The sequence below is a fragment of the Thalassospira sp. MCCC 1A03138 genome (assembly GCF_002115785.1).
Classification (GTDB): domain Bacteria; phylum Pseudomonadota; class Alphaproteobacteria; order Rhodospirillales; family Thalassospiraceae; genus Thalassospira.
The window spans coordinates 24,947-51,746 of the sequence record NZ_JFJY01000011.1; the positions used below are offsets into that span (position 1 = coordinate 24,947).

The following is a 26,800-nucleotide window of genomic DNA, read 5'->3' on the forward strand; positions in this document are numbered from 1 at the left end:
GAACGGGCGATGCAAGATCATCCGGTCGATATGGCGTAAATCGTTTCCTGTCGCTTGCGCCCTATGCTAGTGCGCTGATGGATTTCAGGGAATACAACTTAAGGCGGGGGGCAAAATGGCGCGCAACTGCCGCGGCACCGTCCTGATTTCCCTGCCTTGCGTTTGGATGCATTGTTGCAACACAACCAATCCATCCCTGCAATCCTGTCTGGATGCTGACAAACGAGCATTCCCTGAAGTAGGTAATTGAAACATAGTGATATTATTGCGATTTCGCCAGTCACGATCTGACGTTTTGCGACGTTTCACAGCGATATATCAAATCGGTTGCGTTCTGGATTTAATGGAACAAAACAGATACAAAGAAATCAGGTTATAACCAAACGGTGGGAATATGGATCCGATCTCTCTTGCAGCGGGCGCAATTGCGGCACTTGTCGTCGCACTGGTTTTCAGTGTGCTGATGGTCAAACGCACCAAAGAAGCCGTGATGGCAGAGGCAGAGTCGCGAACCGCCTTGCTGGCAGCACAACTCGATCAGGTCGATGCAGCCCGGCGTGAACTGGCAAACGAATTGGCAACCACGCGTAACCGGCTTTCCGAAGAATCTGAAAAGCGCGCCATTGCCGAAACCAGACTGGAAAAGGAACGCGAGGCCACCACCGAAAAGCTCGCAATGCTTGATGATGCGCGCACCAAACTGCTTGATAGCTTCAAGGCATTGTCGTCTGACGCGCTTAAAGTCAACAATGACGAGTTCATGAAGCTGGCGCGTGAGAATTTCTCGCGCATGCAGGAAGGGGCCAAAGGCGATCTGGAAAAGCGCCAGCAGGCCATCGACAGCCTCGTCAAACCGATTCAGGAACGTTTGCAGGCGTTTGATACCAAGGTCAACGAACTGGAAAATTCGCGCAAGGAAGCTTACGGCGAATTGCGTAATCAGGTCGGTCAGCTGGTTGAATCGCAAAGCCGTCTGTCCAAGGAAACCCAGACGCTAAGCTCTGCCCTGCGGTCTAGTTCGTCGGTATCAGGCAAATGGGGTGAATTGCAGCTGCGCCGGATCGTTGAGCTGGCCGGCATGCTCAAACATTGCGATTTCGAAGAACAGGTGCATTTCAATACCGATGAAGGCGCGCAGAAGCCCGATATGGTCATTCATCTGCCGGGTGGTAAAAACATCGTTGTCGATGCCAAGGCCCCGACATCGGCCTATCTTGAGGCGATCGATGAAAAGCACGACGACATCCGTCGCGAGGCCCTGATGGGCACCTATGTGACCAATGTGCGCAAGGTGATTTCCGACCTGTCAAAAAAATCCTATTGGAAATCGGTCGATTCGCCCGAATTTGTTGTTCTGTTTCTGCCCGGCGAAAGCTTCTTTTCGGCGGCCCTTGAACGAGACCCCCGCCTGATCGAAGACAGTTTCCGCGATGGTGTCATTCTGGCTACCCCGACAACCTTGTTGGGACTTCTGAAGGCGGTGGCTTATGGCTGGCGCCAGGAAGCCCTGGCCGAAAATGCCCGCGATATCAGCGAAATCGGTCAGCAGCTTTTTGATCGCCTGGGGACTCTTGCCAAAAACTTTGCCTTGATGGGCAAGTCGCTTGAAAGCACGGTCAAAAACTACAACAAGACTCTTGGCACGCTTGAAGGAACGGTTCTGGTTTCAGCGCGCAAGCTCAAGGAAAAGCATATCGTTGCCGACGACCGCGCCATCGAAGAACCACTTCATGCGGAAACCCATGTCCGCGAAATCACCAAAACCGAATTGCTTGGCGCACCTTCTGATGTTTTGACGGCCCAAACCGATGATGATGACGATGAAACGCCCCATACCGGTACCGATCATGGGTGAGTTGCACGTTAATCGCGTTAATATGGGGCTGTTGCTTGACTAACCTGCGACGAAACCTTATCTCGAAGCGCTGATTTCGCTATAATGCGATGAACGCATAGATTTCCAGACCGGACAAAAGACACATGGCCCTGCGCGACATTCTCATTGTTCCCGATCCCCGCCTCAAGCAGGAATGCGAAGAGGTGGCAGAGGTGAATGACGAAATCCGTGAATTGCTCGATGACATGCTTGAAACCATGTATGCGGCACCGGGTATCGGACTTGCCGCGCCCCAGATCGGCGTGATGAAGCGTGTGGTTGTCATGGATGTGTCCGATGACAAGGACAAACCCCAGCCGCTGAAACTCGTGAACCCGGAAATCATCTGGGAATCCGAGGATACATCGGTTTATCAGGAAGGCTGCCTGTCGATCCCGGAACAATATGCCGATGTCGAACGCCCTGCCGAAGTTGGCCTGCGCTATCTGGATGAAAACGGCAAGGAGCATGAAATTGAGGCCGATGGCCTGCTCGCCACCTGCATCCAGCATGAACTTGATCACCTTGATGGCATTCTGTTCACGGATTATCTCAGTGCGCTCAAGCGCAACATGATCCTGAAAAAAGTGCAGAAGCTGCAAAAGACGAAAAAGTCTGCCTGATCAGAAACGCATCACAGAATTCAGGGGCCGGATTTTCCGGCCCTTTTGTTTTGGAAATCTGACAATGCGGTCGCCTGCCTTTTAAGGCTTGGCTTGTCATTTGGCCAAGATAACGCCAAATTGCCGCCAACCACCTGATTGATGACGATAGGACGTGACCGATGACCAAGCTGCGCATTGCCTTTATGGGAACCCCGGATTTCGCCCTTGTGGCACTTAAGCAACTGGTCGCAGCCGGTCATGATGTTGTCTGTGTCTATTCCCAGCCGCCCCGTCCTGCCGGTCGCGGGCAAAAGGAAACGCCGACCCCGGTTCATGCATGGGCGCAAGAACAGGGGATCGAGGTCCGCACGCCTGTTTCCCTGAAATCAGACGAGCAGAAAAAGGCCTTTGCCGACCTTGATCTCGATGTTGCGGTGGTCGCGGCCTATGGCCTGATCCTGCCAAAGGCTATTCTCGATGCGCCGAAATATGGCTGCCTGAACATCCACGCATCCCTTCTGCCGCGCTGGCGTGGGGCGGCCCCGATCCAGCGCGCCATACTGGCGGGGGATGACAAGACCGGTGTGACCATCATGCAGATGGATGTCGGGCTTGATACCGGTGACATGCTGTTGGTCGGTGATATTCCGATCACGTCCGAAACTTATGCCAATGCCCTGCATGACGATCTTGCCGAGCTGGGGGGCAAAATGATTGTCGAAGCGCTTGAAAAGCTTCCGCTTGGCGGATTACGGGCAACCAAACAGCCTGAAGACGGCGTGACATACGCTGCCAAGCTTGAAAAATCCGAGGCAAAGCTTGATTTCACCGATGATGCTGCGGCACTTGAACGCAAGATCCGCGCATTTACCCCATGGCCGGGTGCCTATTTCGAATTCGGCAAGGAACGTATCAAGGTGCAGGCTGCCATCGTTACCGATCAATCCGGTCCGGCAGGCACCATCCTTGACGATCATCTGACGATTGCATGCGGTAGCGGCGCCCTGCGCCCGACCCGTATTCAACGGCCGGGCAAGGCGGTTATGGATACCGATGCCGTTCTGCGAGGCTATGACAAGCTTGCCAAGGGCGTTGTCTTACAGGGTTAGGTCTATGGAAATGGTATTCGACATTCGCAAAGCCACCAATCGGGATGGTGATCAGATCGCGACCCTGATTGCGGACGTCTTTGCTGATTATCCCGGTTGCATCTTTGATCGTGCGGGCGAGTTTTCCGAACTTGATGCCATCGCTGATGATTTTAGTGCTGATCACGGCTGCATCTGGGTGGTCGAGGGGCATGGGCGTGTCCTGGGATGCCTTGGCATCAAATACGATCCGGCGCAAAAGCAGGCGGAATTGCACAAGGTCTATCTGGATCGCGCCACCCGCGGGCAGGGCGTTGCACAACGCATGCTGACAAAGGCCCTTGATTGGCTGGTGCAAACCCATCCCGATTGCACCGAACTTGTCCTTTGGACCGATACACGGTTTGAAGCCGGGCATCGCTTTTATGAAAAATGCGAGTTCACCCGAACTGGCGAAACCCGCATTCTTGATGATCTTAGTGCCTCGTCGGAATACCGGTTCAAAGCTCGACCGAACGATGTTCTGCTTCGGATTACCTGACCGTTTGCGAACTCAGCTTTGCTGTCCGGTAACGGGGGCTGTAATGGCCTTGGTTTCGGTAACGGCTTCGGGTTTGCGGACCGAACGCGCATCGCGCAGGCCCAGTTCCCATGGCGGGATCGGGGTGAATTTTTCGGCCAGAAAGTCTACAAAGGCACGAACCTTTGGTGACAGGTGACGTTTGTGTGGATACACAGCTGAAATCCAGGCCAGATCGTGAACATATTCCGTCAGAACCGGCGTCAGGCGGCCTGCACGGATATCTTCATGGACCAGATATTCCGCCAGTCGCGCCATGCCCAGTCCGGCAACGACTGCTTCGTGCAATGCGTCACCGTCATTGGCGGAAAAGCTGCCCTGTGCGCGGAATGAAACATGGCCTTCGGGGGTATCGAAATGCCAGTCGTTAAAGCTTTCGCGCGATGACAGATGCAGACAGTCGTGGTTTTCAAGTTCCTGTGGTTTACGCGGAATACCGTTCTTTTCCAGATATTCCGGCGATGCGACGATCATGCGGCGGTTGACCGCATATTTGCGTGCGATCAGGGATGAATCTTCAAGCGCGGACAGGCGAATCGCCAGATCGTAACCATCGTTGACCAGATCGGTGAATTTATCATCCAGCGTCAATTCAATCCTTACATCGGGATAACGCGCCAGAAATTCCGGAATCAGCGGCACGACCTGATATTTGGTGAAGGCCACCGATGCGTTGATACGTAACGTTCCGCGCGGGGCTGCGTAAAGCTGGGTTACGACTTCTTCAGCTTCTTCGATCTCGTTTAGGATCGTGCGGGCGCGCTCGTAAAAGGCACGGCCTTCTTCCGTCAGGCTAAGCTGGCGGGTGGTGCGCATCAAAAGACGCGCGCCAAGCCTGTCTTCAAGGCGCGAAATGTATTTTGAAACCGCCGAAGGTGACAGACGCATGGTCCGTGCAGCAGCTGAAAAGCTGCCTTCTTCAACGGCATGGACAAAGATTTCCATTTCTGCGGCGCGATCCATCGGCATGTTTCCTATTTATGACGCATATTCACAAGTAATGTGCATATTGAGGTAATTCTCTTCTGCCGTAAAGGAAATTAGATTGGGTTCATCAAACGCGACACGTTGTCGCAATGAACCAAATTCTCAAAGGAGGTCTGCCATGACCACTTATGCTGACATCACCAAGCTGAACATCAAAACCAGCGAGATTGAAGCTGGCGTGCGCAAAGGCCAACAGCTTCGCGCTGAATATATCGGCAGCCTGTTCCGCAGCCTGTTCAAAGGCTCTGACAAGTCCGCCGACATCAAGCATCCGGCTGGCACCGTTGGCGGTGCTGCCTAATTGACGACCTCGCGGTCGAGCGACGTTTGATCTTCCTCCCCAAACGACGCTCCCGCGATAGACTACCGCGTTTTTTCTAGCGTCTTCCTCCCTAGACGACGCTGTTTTCCCGACTGGCCCGGGCTCTTTTGAGCTCCGGGCCATTTTTTTATCTCATCGTCGATTTCCGACTTTGAAATCCCCCGGCCTTATTCACCGGTTTGGCGGGCGACGCCCGGCGGGATATAGAAGCCCGGCCGTTCCGACATCCATGACAGCACCGAAACAACCGCCATTGCCACGATGGTGATCCAAAGCGTCGTGCCGATATCAATATCGGCGGCAAACATCCAGCCATAGATCGCTGGGCCAATCGCCGATGCCAGAACCATTACCGCAGTCAAAGTGCTTCGAACCGCACCAATTTCATCCAGTGGCACCAGTTCCGGGATAATCGCGGTACGTAATGTTGTGGCAAAGCCGGTGGTGATCCCCAGCATCCCCATATAAACCGGGATCATGACCGGGGTTTCGGTGATCGCCAGCAACGATACCGCCCCGATGGCCGGGATCAGATGATAGGGGAACAGCTTGCGAGCGGTATGGCTGTCAATCAGCGGTCCGCTGCCAAAGGCCCCGATCACCGATGTGATAGCGAAAACCGTAAAGCCCGCTGCAAACCAGGTGAGGTCGATGTCTTTACTGGCTGAAATCGATCCCTGATGGAAGAACAGGGCGGTCATCACCAGCGGTGGGGCGGCCAGCATCGGCATGCAGAACCAGATATAGCGCGACCGGAACAGGCGCGGATGGCTGCTTGCGGGGGATGCGTCCTGATCGGTGCTGTGATCAGTACTGGCGGCTTTGCCATCTTTTTCTGTTTTGCCCGGTGCCTCACGGAATTTTGGATTATCGCGGATCAGCAGTATCGCAATCGGCATCAGGATAACCACGATAAAAATACCGGCCCCGGCATAGGTCGCCCGCCAGCCAAATCCGGCGATAAGTGCCAGCAGAGTTACGGGCATGATTGCCTCTGCCAACGGAAAGCCGAAGCTTGCAATGGCGAGGGCACGTCCACGGCTGCGGTCAAAATAACGCGCAATGCCGGTCATGCTGACATGGCTCATCAATCCCTGTCCAGCCAGACGCAGAATAAACAGGGCCGCAATCAACATCCAGGCCGACTGTGCGGCGGCAATCACAAGGCAGCCGATGGTCAGCAACACCATGGTCGCCAGGCTGTAGCGCAGCATATCGATGCGGTCGATCAATCGCCCGATGAAAGGCAGGCAGAGTGCGCTTGCGATGGTGATCCCGGCATAGATATTGGCAAACTCGGTTTCATTGATCGAAAGGCTGGCGCCGATGAACGGAACGAAAAGGGCGACCAGAAAGGTCTGGCCGAATGACGAGCCAAAACTATGAAGCGCCCCGAATGCCAACGGGCGGGGTGCCTGACGCAAAAGACTGAGGAATTGCATGAGGTTCAATCAATAGTATGAGGAATTCTTCCGGCGATATTATCTATGGCGGTGAAAAGCGTCTACTGCCCGAATGCATAGGTATTATGTAAGCAAATAGTACGAAAAAGCCCCCGCAAGACATGTTCTTGCGGGGGCTTTCGGATCAAAGGTAAGTCGTTTCAGCGGGGAAATCAGGCGGCTATTTTGGCTGCCGGACCATCCGAATGACGGCCTTTCCACCAGTTCAGGCCCAGTATCGCCAGAATGACGACCGTTCCTGCGATCTCTGCCCGAATGTCAGGATAGAAGATGCCAATTGTCGCCGGAACAATCAGAATGCGTGACACCAGATCAATCTTGGCAAACATGAAGCCTTCGAGTGCAGCGGCAAAGGCCGCCAGCGACAGGATCGCGGTAAAGCCAGTCCAGAGCACAAGCGGCAGCGGGCCGCCAGTGATGATTTCCGGATTGAACACCATGAAGGCCGGGATCAGATAGAGGCCCTTGGCAAATTTCCAGGCCTGCATACTGGTTTCCAATGGACTGGCTCCGGCAATCGCGGCCCCGGCAAAGCCGGCCAATGCAATGGGCGGTGTCACGTTACTGTCCTGAGAATACCAGAACACCACCAGATGCGCGATCAGCAACGGAATGCCGAACTCGTTGGACAGTGCCGGTCCGACCAGAACGATCAGAACGATATAGGATGCCGTCACCGGCAGGCCCATACCGAGAATCAGGCTGGCGATCAACACCAGAACCAGTGCCAGAACGATATTGCCACCTGAAAACGCGATCATCATCGACGAGAATTTCAGACCCAAACCGGTCAGTCCGACGACGCCGACAATAATACCGGCAACAGCGCAGGCCATGCTGACCGCAACCGCATTTTTTGCACCGAGTTCAAGGGCGGCAATTGTAATCCTGACGCCATTGGCAAGTGCAGCCTTGAGGCGGTCATGGCTTGCCTTTTCGCCGTTCTGGGGCGCGACATAGAAGAACCAGATCACGTATCGCAGGGCGGCAACCGCAAGGACCGAAATGATCGCCCAGAAACCGACACGCATCGGTGAAATGTTCAGCACCAGAAGGTAAATCAGAACGCCGAGCGGCAGAATGAATTGCCAGCCTTCCTTAAGCACCTGCTTCCAATCGGGCAGTTCTTCGACCGGCATGCCGCGCATACCGTTTTTCAGCGCGACGATATGGACAAACAGATAAACCGTGCCGAGATACAGGATCGCCGGGAAGATCGAAATCATGACGATTTCAAGATACGGAACCTGTGTATATTCGGAAATCAGGAATGCACCTGCCCCCATGAGAGGTGGCGTGATCTGGCCGCCGGTCGAGGCAGCGGCTTCGATACCACCGGCCTGTGCGGGGCGATAACCCAATTTTTTCATCAGTGGAATGGTAAAGGCCCCGGTGGTGACAACGTTGGCAATCGCCGAACCGCTGATTGATCCCATACCTGCAGACGCCAGCACCGCGGCCTTTGCGGGACCGCCAGCCTTTCTGCCGGTCGCCGCATAGGCCATGTCGATAAAGAATTTACCCGCACCGGTCACTTCAAGGAATGCGCCAAACAGGACGAACATGAAGATGTAAGTCGCTGCAACTCCCATCGGCAGGCCATAAATGCCTTCCTGACCAAGATAAAGCTGACCGACTAGGCGATCCACATCAGCGCCCCGGTGGCTAAGGATGCCGGGCAGCCATTCACCAAGCCATGGCAATGCACCACGTGGACCGGAAAGTGCATAGACGATTGCAACGATGCCAATCACAGTCATGCCAAGGCCAACAGCACGACGGCTGGCTTCGAGTACGGTGACGGTTGCAATGATGCCGATGATCAGATCGGTACTGGTCCAGAAACCCGCACGGTTGAAAATCTCGTCCAGATAGAAGGACAGATAGAACCCCGTAATGAACGCACCAGCCAGAAATCCCAGATCGATGACCCAGCCAAGAACGCCCCGTTTGCGGTTCGATCCGAAAACGGGGAACATCAGAAAGGCCAGAAACATCACAAAGGCCAGATGGATCGAACGCTGATAAAACAGGCCAAGCGGCTCGATCCCAGCGCCATACATCTGGAACAGTGAAAGTGCAACGGCGACAACAGAAATTGCCAGTACAACCAGTTTGGGTTGTGGCAGTTTGTCCGCCAAGGACGGAAGCGGTGCCGGTTCAGACATGAAACTTATTCCCCGGTATCAAGGCGGATGGTGACACGGGTGTGTTCAGCCATCTTTGAAAGATATATTTCGTCACCCTCTGTCGTGACGATACGATGGTCGACTGCAAGACTTCCGACGCGCAGGGCATAGGCATTGCCCGGCACAGGTTCGTCGATGTCCTCGATCCAGTATCCGCCACCTTTGGCGCTGGTCAGGACTCCACGACCCGGATAATGGCCAAGACCTGCTGCAAAATCGGGTTGGTATGTACGATGCAGGACCATCCTGCCCAGATCATCGACATAACAATCGATAACCCCGTCACCAGTGACCGAATGGTTCCAGTAAAGGCACCAGCCAGATTGGCGTGGAATTCGTGTTCTGGCCAAAACCGATCCGTCAGCTGCAATGACTTCCAGGTAGTCCGTTGCCGTACCCGGCGTGGTTTCAGCATATGGAGCTGGCCCGCTGCATGCCGATATCAGAAGGGTAAAGGCGGCCAATGCTGGCCGCCCCCAATTTAGTGAAATCATGGATAAAGCTTAGGCGGAATCGGTGAACCGGTTTCTTCGTAGTAACGAAGGGCACCCGGATGCATCGGAATCGGCGTCGAGTTCAGAGCGAAATCAACGGTGGTGTCGTTGGCAGCCGGGTGAATGGCGATCAGTTCATCAACTTTTTCAAACAGGGTTTTGGTGATCTGATAGGCCAGTTCGTCATCCATTTCTGCATTCACGAACAGAACGTTCGGGGTTGAAACGGTGTTTACCGGTGCGGTTACACCGTCATAGAGCCCTTTACGCAGCGCATAAGGTGCGAAGGTCGGTTCAGCATCAAGGGCTGCAACGATCTCCTCGTCGCTCAGAGCGATCAGCTTGATCTCACGCGTGGTTGCGAGGTTGAGGATCGAGCTGGTGGGCGGGCCGACGCTCCAGAAACCTGCATCGATATCGCCGTCACGAAGTGCGTCGGCGGTTTCGTTGAAGTTCAGGCGCTGTTCTTCGATGTCATCATAAGAAATGCCGTTGGCTTCAAGCAGGGTTTTGGCAGAAACTTCGGTGCCGGAACCTGGCGCACCAACAGAAACGCGTTTGCCTTTAAGATCGGCAAGGCTGCTGATGCCGCTATCTGCCATTGTCACGATCTGAACGGCATTCGGATAGATCGAAGCCAAAGCGCGAACATTATCAAGTTTGCGGCCTTCGAATTTGCCTGTACCCGTGAAGCCAGCATAAACAGTGTCGGCCAGACCGATTGCAATGTCACTGTCGCCACGGGAAATAAGGCCCATGTTTTCAACAGATGCACCGGTGACTTCGGCAACTGCGGTCGTACCATCAACATATTTGCTGATCAGTTCCGCAAGACCGCCGCCATACGGATAATAAACGCCACCGGTACCGCCGGTCGCGATGGAAAGCTGACTTTGGGCGAATGCCGGGGCACCGAACATCATCAGTGCTGCCGCTGCAGAAAGCAGATTCCGCAATTTCATACTTAGTCCTCCCTAGGATTAGTGTTTACTGCGTTGATAACAACAGAAACGGTCAATAAAGAAATATTGGCAGTTATCTTTTGGTATCTCCTCAGTTGCTGGTCGTCCTGTTCTCTAACGAATATGGTGTCGGGTGGGCACTTAACAGGTCGTTGGGATAATAAAGCAGTGTCCGATCCGGTCGCCAAATACGCCACGCGCAAATCGCCCGTGAAACTGATTCACAAGGATGCTGTCAGAAATCCGACAAAATGCGGTAGCGTTCAAATGCGATTGACCCGTTATCGGGCCGATCAAGCGTCATGCGATGAAAGCATGCCTTCCCGGACATTGGTTATTCTCCCTGACGAATGTTGTTTATTGTTTTGCCCTAGTGATTGGCAAACATCATGCCAACCGGGGATTCTATTTTTCTTTTTATATATCAATCAGATACAAAAATCAGCCTGATCATGTCGGCGGAATCTTGCCGATGTACCATTTCTTTTTCGGCGGATTTTTGCCGATAGACCTTATTCACAAATATCCTAACACGTTAAAGCTGCGGGACAAATTATCGCTATTCAATGGTATCACGGCGAATGTTCAGCTTTTTCATTTTTTCGTTCAGGGTGCGGCGTGGAATGTCGAGTTCGTCCATTACTGTTTTGACGTTGCCGTTATGGCGTGTCAGTGCATCGCGGATGATGTGCTGTTCGAAATGGCGAAGCTGATCTGCGAGTGATCCGGTTTTGTCGGCAGGATCGGCGGCACTATTGCCAATGCTGTTGCCAAACAGGCGCGCCCAGCGTTCTTCGGCGTTGCCGGTCAGGAGCACGTAGCGTTCCGCGAGGTTTTTGAGTTCGCGCACATTTCCCGACCATTCATGAGCCAGAAGTCCGCCCCAAAGTTTTGCCGGCGGTTTTTCATACGGGCGATCAAAATTTTCGGCCGCCCGTTCGGCAAAAATGTCAAACAGCAGCGGCAGGTCATCCTTGCGCTGGCGAAGGGGGGCGATTTGCAGTTCGAATGTGTTGATCCGAAACAGAAGGTCTTCGCGGAAACGTTTATCAGCAACGGCGGTCGGCAAATCTTCGTTGGTGGCGCAGATCAGCCGGAAATTAACCTTTACCGGGGTGTTTGACCCAAGTCGGACGACTTCGCGCTGTTCAATGACGCGCAGAAGCTTGGCCTGCAAGGCCAGCGGCATGCTTGATAATTCATCAAGAAACAGGGTGCCATTATCGGCATGTTCGATCCAACCGATCCGGCGGTTGGCTGCGCCGGTAAAGGCCCCTTTTTCATGACCGAAAAGTTCGCTTTCGGCAGTGCTTTCAGGAATGGCCGCACAGTTGACGGCAACAAATCGCCGATCATGTCGGACACTCAGATCATGGATGGCACGCGCTACAAGTTCCTTACCGGTACCGGTTTCGCCGGAAACCAGAACTGGAACTTCGGTCGGGGCGATATTGGCGATTTCGGCCTTTAGCGCACGCATCGACGGGCTGTTGCCGATCAGGCGGCTGTCAAGCGTGCCCTGTTGGGCGATTTGCGTGCGCAGGGCGCGGTTTTCGATGACAAGTTTGCGTTTTTCAATCGCGCGCTCAAGACTTTCGAGGATGTCGGTCGGCTCAAACGGTTTTTCAACGAAATCATAGGCCCCGCTTTTCATCGCTTCGACCGCCATCGGGACATCGCCATGACCGGTCATCAGGATCACCGGAATGTCACGGTCGATTGCCAGAACCGATTTGGTAAAGGCGATGCCATCAAGCTTTGGCATTTTGACATCGGTCAGGATGACGCCAGCGAAATCGGGTGTGATATCTTCAAGGGCTGAAATCGCGTCGGCATGAACACAGATGGTGTAGCCTGATAGGTCAAGCCATTGCGACAGGGAAACACGCAGGGCTTCTTCATCATCGACGATGATCACCTGTGCCGTTTGTGGTTTTGCGCTGGTCGTATCAATTTTTGAGTGCGGCATTACTTTTGCGTCCCCCGCATCAGTGGCAATTGTATTTCAAAGCAGGCCCCGCCACCCGCCCGGTTATAGGCGCGGATCGTTCCGCCAAAGTCACGTACAATCCCGTATGTCACCGAAAGCCCGAGCCCTACCCCTTGCCCCGGATCCTTGGTGGTGAAGAACGGGTCGAACAGCAAACCAAGGGTTTCCTCGCCAATGCCCGGACCGGTATCGGATATGCGAATGGTGGCCTGATCGCGTGTTCCTGACAGGTCGATGATGATCCGTTTTTTTGCCTTTGGATCCTTGTCATCGATGCTGGCCATGGCATCAAGGGCATTGCGGATGATATTGACGAAAACCTGTTCGATCCGAACCAGATCGGCATGGACAATCAGATCACCGTCAAATGCCGACTGTTCAAGCACGCAGCCCTCGTTATGCAACTGCGATGACAGCAGCTGTATCACATTATCAAGGGCGGCCCGGATATTGACGGGTTCAAGCACGCCGGTTGATTTGCGCGAGAAGGTTTTAAGTTGCCCGGTGATCGATCCCATGCGTTCGGTCAGGGCAGAAATCTGTTCGATATTGGGGCCCAGGTTTTCCGGCTTTCCGCGTTCCAGCATCAGTCTGGCACTGGCGCAAAAGGTTCGGATTGCAGCAATTGGTTGATTGATTTCATGAGCAATTGCGGCCGACATCTGACCCAATGCAGCCAGTTTACCCGCCTGAACCAGTTCATCCTGTGTGCCGCGCAATTCCGCCTCTGTCTTGCGGCGTTCGGTGATTTCCTGTTCAAGACGGGTGTTAAGCGCCTGAATGCGGGCAAATTCCATGGATTTGCGCTGGGATGCCAGTTTCAATTCACGTTCGCGCAGGAACAGCACAATCAGTATGATCAATCCCGATCCGATCAGGGTGATCAGCATGACGCTTGTGCGTCGCTCTGCGACATAGTCCATCGGTGTCAGATAAAACAGATTCCACTCACTGCCGCTGATCGGTTTGATGTCAAACAGGAAGCGTTCATTACCGATTTCAAGCAAGCCATCCTCGCCAGAAGGATTTTCATCAATGTTCAGTGACCGGAGTTCCTGACCGGAATATTGGCGATTGCGCAAGATGCGCTCACGGTCGGTTTCGGTCAGCGGGCGAATGGTGCGATATTTCCAGTCGCCGCGACTGGTTAACATGATCACACCGTCGGCATCTGAAACAAAGACTGTTTCGCCCCCGTCCTGCCAGTTCCGTTCAAGCTCATCGAGTTCAATTTTGACAGCAACCACCCCGACAATTTCGCCGGATTTTGATATCGGATGGGAAATGAACAGGCCTGATCGCCCGGTGGTCACACCGATCCCGTAGAAAAATCCTTCCTGCCCGTCGAAAGCTTCGGTGAAATAGGGTCGGAAACTGTAATCCTGACCTACGAAACTGTCGGGCGTTCCCCAGTTGCTTGCCGCGACCGTTTTGCCGGTTCGGTCCATGACATAAAGTGCGGCCGCGCCCGACCGGCCGTTGACCTTTTGCAGATATTGGTTGGCAATATCGACGGTGCCGCTTCCGGTGACGACATTGACGATTTCATGATTGCGGGCCACGACATAGGGCAGATATCGATAACGATCGACAGCGGCGCGCAATGTGCTTTCATAAAGTGCAAGGCGGGCCTGGGATGTTTGCTGTAACTGGCTGATGGCAAGGGTTTCGGTCGAATTGACAGCAAGCCAGACGACCAGTCCGGCGATGATAATCCCGGTAAAACTCAACGATGCGCGACTATAGGTGCTTAACCAGTAGAACAATCCTGCCTCTCGCGCGTTAGAGTTTGGTCTTTTGATTCAGACCGGGTGCTGTGGCGTCCGATCTGCTGACGGGGATACCGGTTTTCCTGTTCGGGTGCACGATAGTTATGTGGCATCGGGATGGGGAGTCAATAAAGACGCAGGGCAATACCGATATTGAATGTCGCTTTCCCATAGGGTGGAGCAGCAGAAATCAGGTAGGGTCTTTGTGTCGTACATGAACAAAGCCTCAAATATGCCTCAAGTGGTTATTTTTTCGCCACAATGGGATGTATTTTGTTAGGCTTGTTTCAAATTTTAATCTGTCTAACTGACGAGGTTCAGGTGAGTAAGATCGCACTTGTTGATGACGACCGTAATATCCTGACATCGGTTTCGATGGCGCTTGAAGAAGAAGGTTATGAGGTCCAGACATATTCCGACGGGTCTGAAGCGCTGCATGCGTTGACCAAGGAAGAGCCCGATCTTGCCGTGCTCGATATCAAGATGCCGCGCATGGATGGCTTGGAGCTTCTGACGCATCTTCGCAAAAAGACCCAGATGCCGGTCATTTTCCTGACATCCAAGGATGACGAGGTCGATGAATTGACCGGTCTGCGTCTTGGGGCAGATGACTATATTAAAAAGCCGTTCTCTCAGCGTTTGCTGATCGAGCGTATCCGTACCTTGCTGCGCCGTGCCGAAATCATGCGCGCAGGCGGTGTTCGCCCGAGCGGTTCGGAAGACGTTATTCAGCGCGGGGAACTGGTTCTTGATCCATCACGCCACATGTGCAGCTGGAAAGGCCAGCATGTGAACCTGACAGTGACGGAATTCCTTCTGATTCAGGCGTTGGCAAAACATCCGGGCCACGTGAAAAACCGTGATCAGCTGATTGATGCGGCATACGGCGAACATATTTATGTTGATGATCGTACCATCGACAGTCACATCAAGCGTCTGCGCAAGAAATTCCGCGAGACAGACAAGGAATTCAAGGAAATCGAAACCCTCTATGGTGTCGGTTACCGTTACCGCGATACGGCAACGGTTGCGGGTTGATAGCATAACACTCTTGTCGCAGTGCCGGGCCGGTTGGCCCGGCCAGAATTGCGGGTCTGAATGAGCGATTTACCTGCCTCGGCTGAACAGCAATCCGTGCCGCAACACGAAACCCGTGTTGCGCGGATAGAGGAACGTCACGGACTTTTTTCCCCGTTAACCTGGCGCATTCTGGCGGTGAATGCGCTGGCTCTTTTTGTGCTGGTTGCGGGTATCCTTTATCTTGGCCGTTACAAGCAGGAACTGATCCATTCCGAACTTGAAGCCATGGCCGTGCAGGCGGAAATGTATGCTGCGGCATTGTCGACGTCGGCAGTTGGGCAGGGCGATGACGCGACCAATCGGGTGAAGCTTGAAGTCGCGCGTGAAATGGTGCGCCGTCTTGTCGGGATTACCGGGGCACGGGCGCGACTGTTCGGGGCGAATGGCCAGCTGATTGCGGATAGCCGTAATGTCCGGACATTTGGCAGCGGTGCGGTTCAGGCAGAAGAGCTGCCAGCACCGGGTGAAGATGACCAGCTAGCCGAAATCATGCGCAAACTGACCGAGGGGATTCTTTCGGTTTTTGAAGGCGAGCAGCCGCTTCCGCTTTATGTCGATCCCCCGGTCGCAAGTGCCAGTGATTATCCGGAAGTACGTGCTGCCCTTGCCGGATATTCACGGGGCGTGGTCCGTGTGGATAGCCAGGGGCGCCGGGTTTTGTCGGTTTCGGTGCCAGTGCAGCGTTTCAAGCAGGTTCTGGCGTCGATCATGCTGACCAAAAATGGTGATGCGATCGAAAATGCCCTGCATGCGGTTCGGCTTGATATCCTGAAAATCTTTGTTTTTGCGTTTGGTATTACGGTTCTGCTGTCGATTTATCTGGCCGGGGTGATTACGCGCCCGCTAAACCGGTTGGCACGTGCGGCCGAACGGGTCCGGCGCAGCAAGAACCGTCAGTTTACCATCCCCGATCTTTCGGATCGTCGCGATGAAATCGGTGATCTTTCGACAACGCTTCGTGATATGACCGAAACGCTTTGGGATCGTATGGATGCGATTGAACGTTTTGCCGCCGACGTCGCACATGAAATCAAGAACCCGCTGACGTCGCTTCGCAGTGCGGTTGAAACCGCTACCCGTCTGAAAGACCCGGAACGCCAGCGCCGTCTGATGGAAATCATTGCCGAAGACGTTCAGCGCCTTGATCGCCTGATCAGCGATATTTCCGATTATTCACGCATGGATGCCGAATTGTCGCGTGCAGAAACCGAAGAAGTTGATCTGCGTGTTTTGCTGCAAACCCTTTGCGAGCTTTATAACGCCGATGCGGATGGCCCGCCGGTCAAGGCATCGGTGCCTGAAAACCTCATTGTCCCGGCCCTTGAAAGCCGATTGGTGCAGGTGTTCCGCAACCTGATTTCAAACGCGATCACCTTTACCCCCGAAGGCGGGTCGGTGCGGGTGCGTGCATGGCGGGATAAGGATCAGGCGGTGGTAACGGTCGAAGATGACGGACCCGGCATTCCCCCCGGCAAGGAAGAAGCAATTTTCAATCGGTTCTATACCGAACGCCCATCAGGCGAAAAATTTGGTCAGCATTCCGGTCTGGGACTTTCGATTTCCAAACGCATCGCCGGGGCGCATAACGGCGACCTGACAGCGACGAACCGAATCCTCGATGGCGAGGTCAAAGGCGCGATCTTTACCCTGCGCTTGCCGCTTGAAGAAGGTGTGTAATCCGTCAAATTGCCGGTAATTTCTATCCATGAGGATAGACCTGCATGTTTCACGTTTGACAAGCCGGTATCACCCGCGCATCGTTTTGGCCGCTATGACACAAATCCATGCAAATTGTGTCGCGCTTGGGTCCTATGCGATTTTGTTGCGCGGGCCATCAGGCAGCGGCAAATCCAACCTTTCGCTGCGGCTTGTCCGGGCCGGAGGGCGGCTTGTTTCTGATGACAGGACCGACATTTTGGCGCGCGATGGCAAGCTGATTGCCAGCGCGCCGACACAGATTGCACGATTGTGCGAAGTGCGCGGGATTGGTATCGTCCGCGGGCTTGCCCATCAGGCAGCAGGCGATGTGAGGGTTTTGTTCGATCTGGTGACCGATCCGGCCGAGGTGGATCGGATGCCCGAGCCCCGTTTTGAAACGTTTTATGGTATTTCGATTCCGTCATGGAAAATCTGGCCATTCGATATGGCAGTCGACGCCAAGATTGAGGTCGCCTTGTCCTTGGCAACAGGTGAGATGCAGCTCGAAACATGACCGATGCAGACAATGCAATAGGCCCGATAAACACCGATGGCGGCACCGGCGAGAATAGCGAGGATACGCGACTTGTCCTGGTGACCGGGGTTTCCGGTGCCGGACGAACGACGTCGCTGAAAATCTTCGAGGATTTCGGCTTTGACGCGGTCGACAACCTGCCGTTGCGGTTGCTGCCAGCTCTGCTGAGCGGGGGGACCGACCTTGATCAGCCGCTGGCGATTGGCCTTGATATCCGTACGCGCGATTTCGGTGTCGATCAGTTTGTCAACATCGTCAGCTCTTTGCGCGAGCAACCTGGCGTTAACCCGATGGTGGTTTTTGTCGATGCCGAGACAGGCATTTTGCAGCGTCGCTTTACCGAAAGCAGACGACCCCATCCTTTGACCCATGACCGGCCGCTTGTCGATGCGATTGAACATGAAAAACGCCTGATGGCGCCGATTGCGGCGACGGCGGACATGATTATCGATACCTCGCGGCTTAAATCGGCCGAGCTTCGCAAGATCCTTCAGGACCAGTTTGCGATTGGTGAAAAGGATGCGATGGCGATCTTTGTCAAAAGCTTTTCGTTCCGTCAGGGCGTGCCCGGCGAAGCCGACCTTGTTTTTGACGTTCGTTTTCTGCGTAACCCACATTATGATCCCGAACTTCGTTTGCTGACCGGGCTTGATGACCGGGTTGGTGCCTATATTGAAACGGATCAGGATTTCGCCGGTTTCATGGATCGGTTAAAAGGCCTTATCGGCCCTGTTCTGCCGCGTTATGCGCAGGAAGGGAAAAGCTATCTGACCATCGCGGTCGGTTGTACGGGCGGCCAGCATCGTTCCGTTTATATCGCGCGCATGCTAAACGACTGGATTGCCGGTCTGGGATATGATGTTCATCTCAGTCATCGTGACAAGCCAGATGAACCAAAAACGGGGGAGTGAATTGATGGAGAAAACGGCATGATCGGGATGGTGCTCGTCACCCATGGCGATCTCGCGAAGGAATTCGTATCGGCCTTGCAGCATGTTGTCGGCGAACAGGAAAATGTCGCTGCCGTCTGCATCGGACCGGACGACGACATGGAACAACGCCGTGCCGACATTCTTGCGAGTGTCGAGGCTGTCGACGATGGCAAGGGTGTTGTGCTGTTGACCGATATGTTCGGCGGAACACCGTCGAACCTGGCGATTTCCATTATGGAACAGGCCAATGTCGAAGTGATCGCAGGGGTTAATTTACCTTTGTTGATCAAACTGGCATCGGTGCGCATCGATGGCACGCTGGCCGAAACGGTCAATGCAGCGCAGGAAGCGGGCCGGAAATATATCAATGTGGCGTCGCGCCTGCTAAGCGGCGAGGAATAAACAACAAAAACAGAAGTTCGGGCGATCGGGGATGGCCCGGATCTTTTGAAAGTTTGCCGACGGGGACTTGAAGTCGGGACTAAGGCGGGACAAATATGGCGCAGACGGAAAAGCGGATCGTAACCATCAGCAATCAACGCGGATTGCACGCGCGGGCGGCCGCAAAATTTGTTAAACTTGCCGGTGAATTCGAATCTCGGATCATGGTTCGCAATCGCGGAACAGAGGTTTCGGGCGTATCGATCATGGGGCTTATGATGCTTGCAGCATCGACTGGCACGGAAATCGAGATCGAAGCATCAGGCCCGGATGCCAAAAAGGCGATTGATGCGCTTAACGAACTTGTTGATGCCAAGTTCCACGAAGAATAATACGCAGAATGAATAGAATTTCCGCATAGGCGGGAACGGGAATTTCTGGAAACAACAAGAACGAGTTGGCAGCAAACCAGGCTTGCAAGTTCCACCAAAAGACCAGACCACAATCGATGACCAGTCGCCGTCCGACCGCCGGGTAATTACCGGGCTTGGGGCATCGGGGGGGATTGTAATAGGTCGGGCCTTTGTCATGGACCGGCAATATGTCGATGTCAGTCGCGCGCGTATCGATGCGGCGGCCATCCCGACGGAAACCGAACGTCTGCATAAAGGCGTTTCGGAAAGCATTGAACAGCTTAAACGTCTTAAATCGCAATCAGCCAATGTTGGTGGGGCCGCGTCCGAGGAACTTGGTTTTCTGCTGGATGCCTATGTTCATATGCTGACCCAGTCGCGCCTTGTGCGCGGTGCTGAAGAGCTGATCCAGACGCGTAAAATGAACGCCGTGCACGCTGTTAGCGAAGTTATTGACGCCATCGCGACCCAGTTTTCCGGTATTGATGATCGTTACATCGCTTCGCGGGCGTCTGACATCCGCGAGGTTGGCCTGCGTCTGATGCGGTGCCTGATCGGGGAAACTGACCGGGCATTTGAAACTGCGCCCAAAGGTGCCATTCTGATCGCCGAGGAAGTCAGCCCGGCCGATATGGCGCGCCTTCAACCCGGCCAGATTACAGCGTTTGTCACCGCGCTTGGCGGGGCGGAAGGCCATACCGCGATCATGGCCCGGTCGCTTGGCATTCCAGCGATTTTGGGTGCGGCCGATATCATTCGCGGGGTTTCGGGCGGTGATCTGATCATTGTTGATGGCGGTCGGGGTGAAGTTATCCTTCGTCCGACCGAGGATGATCTGGCCCATTATAGCCAGCGTCGCGAAGACTGGCGGGCGGCACGCGCCAAGCTGGTGAGTCTGCGCGATGTCCCATCGGCGACCCGCGATGGGGTCGAAATTGACCTGCATGCCAATATCGAATTGCCCATTGAACTGTCGGCAGCATTGGAAAACGGGGCGACCGGTATCGGGCTTCTGCGCAGCGAGTTCATGTTCATGAACAAGGACTATCTGCCGGACGAAGACGAACAATATGCTGAACTGGCCGATATCGTGACCCGGATGAATGGCAAGCCGGTGACGATCCGCACCCTTGATATCGGTGGTGAAAAGCTTGCGGTGTCATTGCAGGCAGAAATCGGATCCGGCCCGAACCCGGCACTGGGACTGCGTGGTATTCGGTTGTCATTGCGCAAGCCCGAATTGCTTGAAACACAATTGGCTGCGATCCTGCGCGCATCCCTCCATGGTTCTGTCCGGGTGTTGATACCGATGGTGGTTAGTGTTCATGAAATGAGCCGTGTACGTCAGATTTACCAATCGGTCGCAAAGCGACTGCGCAAGGAAGGTCATGCCATCCCGGATGTTCTGCCGCCGTTGGGTGCCATGATTGAAATACCGGCCGCCGCACTTGCGATTGATGCCTTGGCACGTGAAAGCGATTTCTTTGCCATCGGGACTAACGATCTGACGCAATATACGTTGGCGATTGATCGTAGCGACGATCAGGTGGCCGGGCTTTATGACCCGCTGCATCCGTCGGTTTTGCGCCTGATCCGTGATGTGATCAAATCATCGCAGGATCGCGACATCCCGATCAGTGTTTGCGGTGAAATGGCTGGTGATCCGCGATATACGCCGCTTTTCCTTGGCTTTGGGTTGCGTAATCTGTCGATGTCATCGGTTAGTCTTTTGCCGGTCAAACAGCGCCTGCGGCGACTTGATACCCGTAACACAGAACAGCAGGCAGCACGCGTGATGGAACAATGGGATTCAGCGCGCATCGCCATGATGCTGGATGATTTCAACGATCTTGCCTGACCGGCGATCATAATACCTAATAAATCAATCGGTTATGGAATGAGCCCATATAGCATGGGCGCTGTGTATCTGCGTTTATTTTTCCGGCATTGAAAATTCATCAAAGAAAAGACTTGAAATCGATATAAAGAAATCTTTATATGTCTTCTATCGCGAACGGGAAAACCGTCGCACAGGAATTTTCGGGCGTATCTGCAAGACCATGTGGTCGGCAGTTGCGCTGTTTTTGTTTGATTGGAGACGACATGTCGAACTTTACCGATTGCAAGGTCGCAGACATCTCGCTGGCCGCATGGGGCCGCAAGGAAATCGCGATTGCCGAAACCGAGATGCCGGGCCTGATGGCGCTGCGTGAAGAATATGGCGCGGCCAAGCCGCTTGCTGGCGCGCGCATCGTCGGTTGCCTGCACATGACCATTCAGACTGCGGTTCTGATCGAAACCCTGACAGCACTTGGTGCAGAAGTTCGCTGGTCGTCGTGCAACATCTTCTCGACCCAGGATCAGGCTGCTGCTGCGATTGCGGCAACCGGCGTTCCCGTCTTTGCCTGGAAGGGCGAGACCGAGGAAGAGTTCTGGTGGTGCATCGAGCAGACCATCACTGGCCCGAACGGCTGGAAACCGAACCTGATCCTTGATGACGGCGGCGATGTTACCCAGCTGATCCACGACAAATATCCGGAACTTCTTGAAGACATCAAAGGTCTTTCCGAAGAAACCACCACCGGTGTGCATCGCCTGTATGAAATGGCGAAAAAAGGCACGCTCAAGGTTCCGGCGATCAACGTCAATGACTCGGTCACCAAGTCGAAATTCGACAACCTGTATGGCTGCCGCGAAAGCTTGGTTGATGGCATCAAACGTGCAACCGATGTCATGGTTGCCGGTAAAATCGGTGTGGTCGCAGGTTTTGGTGATGTTGGCAAAGGTTCGGCTGCGTCGCTGCGCAGCCAGGGTGCCCGCGTTCTTGTGACTGAAATCGATCCGATCTGCGCGCTTCAGGCCGCAATGGAAGGTTACGAAGTCACCACCATGGAAGATGCCGCACCGGTTGGTGATATCTTTGTCACCACCACGGGCAACATCGACATCATCACGCTCGACCATATGCGTGCGATGAAAGACCGTGCAATCGTTTGCAACATCGGTCACTTCGATTCTGAAATTCAGATCGGTTCGCTGCGCAACTACAAGTGGGACAATGTCAAGCCGCAGGTCGACGAAGTCGAATTCCCGGATGGCAAACGTCTGATCGTTCTGGCCGAAGGCCGTCTGGTCAACCTTGGTTGCGCAACCGGTCATCCGAGCTTCGTGATGTCGGCATCCTTTACCAACCAGGTGCTGGCCCAGATCGAACTGTGGAAAAACCACGCGAACTACGAAAACAAGGTCTATGTCCTGCCGAAACACCTCGACGAGAAAGTTGCCGCCCTGCATCTCGACCGTCTTGGCGTGAAACTGACCAAGCTTTCGAACGAACAGGCCGAATATATCGGCGTGCCGCAGGCTGGTCCGTTCAAGCCGGATCATTACCGCTACTAAGCGCAATCGCGTTTTGCATCAAAGCCGGTCCGTTCATTCGGACCGGCTTTTTTGTATTTTACGGGGGCGTGTTCGGGTAAGAAAGAGAACACCACAACAGGGAAGCAAGCCATGCCCCAGCTTGAAATCGAATATTCCGCCAATTTGCCAATTGCCGGGCAGCTTCGCGGTTTGGCGATCAGCCTGCATCGTGAAATTGCCAAGGCCGCCGATGCCGATCTGGAAAGTTTCAAAACACGTTTATCGCCACTTGAAAATGTCGTGATTGCTGATGGCGGGCCAAAGCATGGCATGGTGCATCTTGATGTGCGGCTGTTGTCGGGGCGCTCTGACGATGTCAAACATGCCGTTGGTGCCATCGCACTTGAAACCGTGCGCGCGCATCTGGAAAATCTGGTCGGGAATTTCGATGTACAGTTTACTGTTGAAGTCCATGATCTGGACCGGGCCAATTACCACAAGCATGTGGCGAACGCCTGACGGCCCGATCGGGTTTGCAGTTACATCAAAAGTGCTTCATGGATCGGGTGATCGGGGCCGTAACGATCATTCATCAGTTTGATCAGCTCGCGCGAAAACTGCTTGCCTGCATCCAGCAGGGAACGGAGTTCGGTGTCACTGCGATCATTCGGGCCGACTTTTTCAAGCCGTTTGCGGACATCCGGATCGCTCAGTTCGCGCAGAAACCGGTCATAGAGTTCGAGCGCGGGAAGGCTTTTGTCACCAAAAACCGTTTGAACACGTGTGATCGGCGGTAACTGCAAAAGTTCCGACAGTTTCGCCCGTTTACCGATATAATCACGACCTGCGGTTTCCGCGGCTGCGATAATGCCGCCGAAATAAAGCATCTTGCGCGAGAAGACGAGTTTAAGGCGTCTGGGGGCCCATGCCTTGCTGGCGTCGCCTTCGCGGGTTTTGATTTCGAAATCGACGCTGATGGTGCGGTAATAGCGGATGACGTCATTGACCAGAAAACGCGCGATGGATTCCCGTGTAACCGTTTCGGTGACGTAGTTGGCAATCAGTTCGTCAAAGAAGGCACGTTTGCCGACTTCGTTATAAAGCCATTCACATTCCAGCAGAAAGAGCAGGCGGCGTGTGGTGATCGAATTGGTGTCGCCATCAAGGCCGATGCGGTTGACCAGTTCCTCGGCCGGGACATAGGATGAAAACGGTCCGTTAACGGCCGCCTTTTTGGTCACCATGGCACCAAGAATTTCGGAAACGTCACGGTGGGGGGCCAGATCACGGTCAACTTCACGACCGATGATGAAGTAATCCAGATCCGATTGTTCTGATGCCTCGTGCCGACCGAACGACCCGGTAACGACAACGCAGAAAGCGCTGCCATGCAGCTGATTGGCGAGTGCGCTTCGCATCTCGTCGAGCCGCTTTGCGGTATAGGCCTGATTACTGGCGATGGTATCTGGCAACAAGGTTGAAATGATTCCGTTGAATGCGGCAATTAATTCAGTATCGACCTAAAGGTGAAAGATTAAAACCGCGTTTATGGGATAACTGCGGAGTCCCTTGTAAAACCGGACCGGATTTCACAATCCGGCAGAGGCTTGGCACATAATTGCCATTACTTGCCGATAAAACGGCCTTAAAGGCGAATAACCATGTGCCATATGTCGTTTGTCGGGGCCGTTGGCCAAAAGACCTTTTGCATATTTCCCCGATTGGAAATCACCTTGGATTATGGAGAAGTCCGATCAAAAATCTTCATCGCACCCTGCTTGCCGTTCCGCTTCTTGGCCTGATGGCAATGCCTGCCTTTGCCCAGTCTGCCGATATGAAATCGCCCGAGGAGATGAAGGATATGGAACCCGATGCGTTGCGCGACGGGATCGAAAACCGCCATCCATCGGCCTATTACATTCTGGCAGCCAAGCAGTTTAATGCAGGCGAACGTGATGACGCGGTTTTCTGGTTCTATACCGGTCAGTTGCGCTATCGCACGCTTTTGGGCTGCAATCCCGATCTCGCCCCGGATCAGGATCCGGCATTGTTCGCGTCCCTGAACGAAACCGTCGGTCGCCCACTTAATGGGTATGCCTTTGGGGATGTGGATGAACTAAGCAGCACGATCGAGGATGTCCTCGAATGGGATGCCGCGCATGCCAATGGCTATGTCGCCAAAGCCGAATGCGAACAGGTCATTACTGCCGAGCGCGCCGGACTGGACGAGTTGCGTGAAATGATCGTCGCCAAGGCAGATGAAATCCGCAAGCAGCGCGAAGAAAACGGGCTGGAAAACCGGTAAATCATTTTACGAAGATTTATAAAAGCCCGGTCCGCGTGCCGGGCTTTGTCTTTGGCTGGATGTGTTGACGGGAAGTTTGGAAACGCGATAGCGTCATGAAATTGTTATCCGGTTCCTGGTGGCAGTTGCCCCGCATATCTCGTGAAAGATTACCATGGAAATTTCCGATCTCCCGTTCGGCACGACCGACTGGTCGTCAATCACGCCAACCGAGCATTCCGGCGATACCGGCATGGCATATTGGCGCACACAGCAATTTGGCCCGATCCGGGTGCGGATGGTGACTTATACGCCGGGTTATCTTGCCGATCATTGGTGCAAGAAGGGCCATATCCTGCTGTGCCTTGAAGGTGAATTGGTCACCGAACTGGAAGACGGGCGGGTTTTCACCCTTACACCGGGCATGAGTTATCAGGTGGCTGATAACGCCGAGGCCCATCGTTCATCAACAGAGCCGGGTGCCACATTGTTTGTCGTTGACTGACATTGAATATCTGGCGGCCCAGGTTTGTCAGGGCCGCCAGATATTTTCAGGTCAAATATTGCCCGCAGTTGCCAGGTGGCGCTGGCGCCTGCGTATTTGCAGTATCAGTGCCAGCAACGTCACGAATACAAGGACGATGCCATATCCTTCGGCTGTTCTGACAAGGCCGAAGACGGATACCATCCTGCCGGCCAGCAGTGCCGGAATACAGAATGACAGATAGGACATCACGTAAAACGCTGCCATCAGGCCACCGCGTTCGTGTGGCTGCGCGCGGGGCAATAGGGTTCTGACCGATCCAAGGAAGCTGGCACCAAAGCCAAACCCGGCCAGAAGTGACCCGGCTAGAAAAAGCCAAAGCATTCCCAATCCGATACCCGAAACCGATACTGCAATGCCCAGTGTCTGAATGAATGTTCCGGCAAGAAGGGCATCAGCCGGTTGTCTTTTTTGCGCAAACAGAACGGACACAGCACCCGACAACATCAGGCAGGCGACCGCAATTCCGCCGCTCAGAGATGGTGGAGCATTGGTTGCGCTGGCGATGACGGATGGCGCAAGCGACAGATAAAATCCACCCAGTGCCCATGCACTGCCATTTGCCGGGGCAATTTCCAGCATGGTTGATCGTGCCGCTGGGGGGACAAAAACCCGCGGTGTCAGGGACCTTAGAACGCCAGGTCGGTGTGCCGCGGTTTCGGGTAAGCCCCAAAGAAACAGGGCCAGCACAATCATCAGCAGCATCAAACCGATATAGCTTAGATGCAGGGGCATAGGGGCATATTCAACCAGAGCGCCGGCAATGACAGCACCGCTGGCAAGGCCAAGCAGGGGGGCGATGCTGTTGGTGATTGGCCCTTTGTGGTGGTCATTGTCAAAAAGTGCCGCGCCAAGGGCGGCAGTGGCAAGACCGGTGGCAAAGCCCTGTACCGCGCGTGCGATTAGCAGCATCGTAAGATTTTCCGCCGTGATAAAAAGGCTCATTGCCGCGATTTCAATTATCAGGGCGGCGAAAATAACCGGCTTGCGTCCGACAAAGTCGGAAGATGATCCGAAGACCAGAAGTGAAATCAGTAACGTCAGAACATAGATCGCAAAGACCAGTGTCAGCATGGTTGGCGAGAAATGCCAGTTCTGTTGATAAAGCTGATACATCGGCGTGGGGACCGATGACGCAGCGGTAAAGATGATAATGACAAAAGCCAGAAACCATCTGGCCGGTGCATTTGTCGGTGGTGACGACGGGGCGTGCATGGGAACGTCCTTAAAGCGAAATATTTGCGTTTA

25 protein-coding genes are annotated in these 26,800 nt (G+C 54.1%); 16 read left to right on the forward strand and 9 right to left on the reverse strand.

Annotated elements, in window-relative coordinates; translation table 11 throughout:
- Positions 1–394 precede the first annotated feature (394 nt).
- From rmuC to TH468_RS18710, 4 genes are all read left to right on the forward strand, one after another.
- Positions 395–1,855: a DNA recombination protein RmuC gene (rmuC, locus tag TH468_RS18695; protein ID WP_085646062.1), complete on the forward strand. Its 1,461-nt coding sequence runs from the start codon at positions 395–397 to the stop codon at positions 1,853–1,855.
- 125 nt (positions 1,856–1,980) lie between these two features.
- Positions 1,981–2,499, forward strand: a complete 519-nt coding sequence (def, locus tag TH468_RS18700; protein WP_085646063.1) for a peptide deformylase — start codon at positions 1,981–1,983, stop codon at positions 2,497–2,499.
- A gap of 161 nt (positions 2,500–2,660) precedes the next feature.
- On the forward strand, positions 2,661–3,590 hold the full coding sequence (gene fmt, locus TH468_RS18705) for a methionyl-tRNA formyltransferase (protein ID WP_085646064.1): 930 nt from the start codon (positions 2,661–2,663) through the stop codon (positions 3,588–3,590).
- Between the two features lie 4 nt (positions 3,591–3,594).
- Positions 3,595–4,110: a GNAT family N-acetyltransferase gene (locus TH468_RS18710; protein WP_085646065.1), complete on the forward strand. Its 516-nt coding sequence runs from the start codon at positions 3,595–3,597 to the stop codon at positions 4,108–4,110.
- A 12-nt stretch (positions 4,111–4,122) separates the two neighbouring features.
- Here TH468_RS18710 and TH468_RS18715 read toward each other — a convergent pair whose 3' ends face one another.
- Entirely contained in the window at positions 4,123–5,112 is a 990-nt protein-coding gene (locus tag TH468_RS18715) for a LysR family transcriptional regulator (RefSeq protein WP_085646138.1), read from the reverse strand.
- Positions 5,113–5,254: 142 nt separating this feature from the next.
- On the opposite strand from TH468_RS18715, the gene TH468_RS18720 reads away from it, so the two are divergent.
- Positions 5,255–5,437: a hypothetical protein gene (locus tag TH468_RS18720; protein ID WP_007088277.1), complete on the forward strand. Its 183-nt coding sequence runs from the start codon at positions 5,255–5,257 to the stop codon at positions 5,435–5,437.
- 188 nt (positions 5,438–5,625) lie between these two features.
- Here TH468_RS18720 and TH468_RS18725 read toward each other — a convergent pair whose 3' ends face one another.
- From TH468_RS18725 to TH468_RS18750, 6 genes are all read right to left on the reverse strand, one after another.
- Entirely contained in the window at positions 5,626–6,900 is a 1,275-nt protein-coding gene (locus tag TH468_RS18725) for an MFS transporter (protein ID WP_085646066.1), read from the reverse strand.
- A 173-nt stretch (positions 6,901–7,073) separates the two neighbouring features.
- Positions 7,074–9,089: a TRAP transporter permease gene (locus TH468_RS18730; protein ID WP_085646067.1), complete on the reverse strand. Its 2,016-nt coding sequence runs from the start codon at positions 9,087–9,089 to the stop codon at positions 7,074–7,076.
- Positions 9,090–9,094: 5 nt separating this feature from the next.
- Positions 9,095–9,604, reverse strand: coding sequence for a DUF1850 domain-containing protein (locus tag TH468_RS18735; RefSeq protein WP_085646068.1), 510 nt, complete (start codon positions 9,602–9,604; stop codon positions 9,095–9,097).
- Positions 9,601–10,566, reverse strand: a complete 966-nt coding sequence (locus TH468_RS18740; protein WP_085646069.1) for a TAXI family TRAP transporter solute-binding subunit — start codon at positions 10,564–10,566, stop codon at positions 9,601–9,603. The genes TH468_RS18735 and TH468_RS18740 overlap by 4 nt, the downstream gene beginning before the upstream one ends.
- A 559-nt stretch (positions 10,567–11,125) precedes the next feature.
- Positions 11,126–12,535, reverse strand: a complete 1,410-nt coding sequence (locus TH468_RS18745; RefSeq protein ID WP_085646070.1) for a sigma-54 dependent transcriptional regulator — start codon at positions 12,533–12,535, stop codon at positions 11,126–11,128.
- Positions 12,535–14,322: an ATP-binding protein gene (locus TH468_RS18750; RefSeq protein WP_085646071.1), complete on the reverse strand. Its 1,788-nt coding sequence runs from the start codon at positions 14,320–14,322 to the stop codon at positions 12,535–12,537. Before TH468_RS18750 ends, TH468_RS18745 begins: the two co-directional genes overlap by 1 nt.
- Positions 14,323–14,646: 324 nt before the next feature.
- On the opposite strand from TH468_RS18750, the gene TH468_RS18755 reads away from it, so the two are divergent.
- The 9 genes from TH468_RS18755 to TH468_RS18795 all read left to right on the forward strand — a co-directional run bounded on the left by TH468_RS18755 (position 14,647) and on the right by TH468_RS18795 (position 23,243).
- Complete coding sequence (locus TH468_RS18755) at positions 14,647–15,363, forward strand: response regulator transcription factor (RefSeq protein WP_082824671.1); 717 nt, start codon at positions 14,647–14,649, stop codon at positions 15,361–15,363.
- Positions 15,364–15,423: 60 nt separating this feature from the next.
- Positions 15,424–17,082: a stimulus-sensing domain-containing protein gene (locus TH468_RS18760; protein ID WP_085646072.1), complete on the forward strand. Its 1,659-nt coding sequence runs from the start codon at positions 15,424–15,426 to the stop codon at positions 17,080–17,082.
- 94 nt (positions 17,083–17,176) lie between these two features.
- A complete protein-coding gene (locus tag TH468_RS18765) occupies positions 17,177–17,617 on the forward strand; it encodes an HPr kinase/phosphorylase (RefSeq protein WP_168177189.1) in 441 nt (146 codons plus the stop codon).
- Positions 17,614–18,549, forward strand: a complete 936-nt coding sequence (gene rapZ / locus TH468_RS18770; RefSeq protein ID WP_085646073.1) for an RNase adapter RapZ — start codon at positions 17,614–17,616, stop codon at positions 18,547–18,549. The genes TH468_RS18765 and rapZ overlap by 4 nt, the downstream gene beginning before the upstream one ends.
- A gap of 18 nt (positions 18,550–18,567) precedes the next feature.
- A complete protein-coding gene (locus tag TH468_RS18775; protein WP_037989365.1) occupies positions 18,568–18,972 on the forward strand; it encodes a PTS sugar transporter subunit IIA in 405 nt (134 codons plus the stop codon).
- 95 nt (positions 18,973–19,067) lie between these two features.
- Complete coding sequence (locus tag TH468_RS18780; protein ID WP_007088265.1) at positions 19,068–19,343, forward strand: HPr family phosphocarrier protein; 276 nt, start codon at positions 19,068–19,070, stop codon at positions 19,341–19,343.
- An 82-nt stretch (positions 19,344–19,425) separates the two neighbouring features.
- The gene (ptsP, locus tag TH468_RS18785; RefSeq protein ID WP_085646074.1) at positions 19,426–21,222 is read left to right on the forward strand and encodes a phosphoenolpyruvate--protein phosphotransferase; all 1,797 of its coding nucleotides are present in this window, start codon (positions 19,426–19,428) and stop codon (positions 21,220–21,222) included.
- 245 nt (positions 21,223–21,467) lie between these two features.
- Positions 21,468–22,763: an adenosylhomocysteinase gene (gene ahcY, locus TH468_RS18790; protein ID WP_007088263.1), complete on the forward strand. Its 1,296-nt coding sequence runs from the start codon at positions 21,468–21,470 to the stop codon at positions 22,761–22,763.
- Between the two features lie 111 nt (positions 22,764–22,874).
- Complete coding sequence (locus TH468_RS18795) at positions 22,875–23,243, forward strand: 5-carboxymethyl-2-hydroxymuconate Delta-isomerase (RefSeq protein WP_085646075.1); 369 nt, start codon at positions 22,875–22,877, stop codon at positions 23,241–23,243.
- A gap of 20 nt (positions 23,244–23,263) precedes the next feature.
- On the opposite strand, the gene TH468_RS18800 is transcribed toward TH468_RS18795, so the two are convergent.
- Positions 23,264–24,199 carry a DUF294 nucleotidyltransferase-like domain-containing protein gene (locus tag TH468_RS18800; RefSeq protein ID WP_063092127.1) on the reverse strand — a complete coding sequence of 312 codons (936 nt, stop codon included), beginning with the start codon at positions 24,197–24,199 and terminating at the stop codon, positions 23,264–23,266.
- Between the two features lie 230 nt (positions 24,200–24,429).
- Here TH468_RS18800 and TH468_RS18805 point away from each other — a divergent pair, with 230 nt between their 5' ends.
- The gene (locus TH468_RS18805) at positions 24,430–25,029 is read left to right on the forward strand and encodes a hypothetical protein (RefSeq protein ID WP_139834766.1); all 600 of its coding nucleotides are present in this window, start codon (positions 24,430–24,432) and stop codon (positions 25,027–25,029) included.
- A 154-nt stretch (positions 25,030–25,183) separates the two neighbouring features.
- Positions 25,184–25,513 (forward strand): DHCW motif cupin fold protein, encoded by a 330-nt coding sequence (locus tag TH468_RS18810; RefSeq protein ID WP_085646077.1) that lies wholly within the window; start codon positions 25,184–25,186, stop codon positions 25,511–25,513.
- Positions 25,514–25,564: 51 nt separating this feature from the next.
- On the opposite strand, the gene TH468_RS18815 is transcribed toward TH468_RS18810, so the two are convergent.
- Entirely contained in the window at positions 25,565–26,767 is a 1,203-nt protein-coding gene (locus TH468_RS18815) for an MFS transporter (RefSeq protein ID WP_085646078.1), read from the reverse strand.
- Positions 26,768–26,800 lie beyond the last annotated feature (33 nt).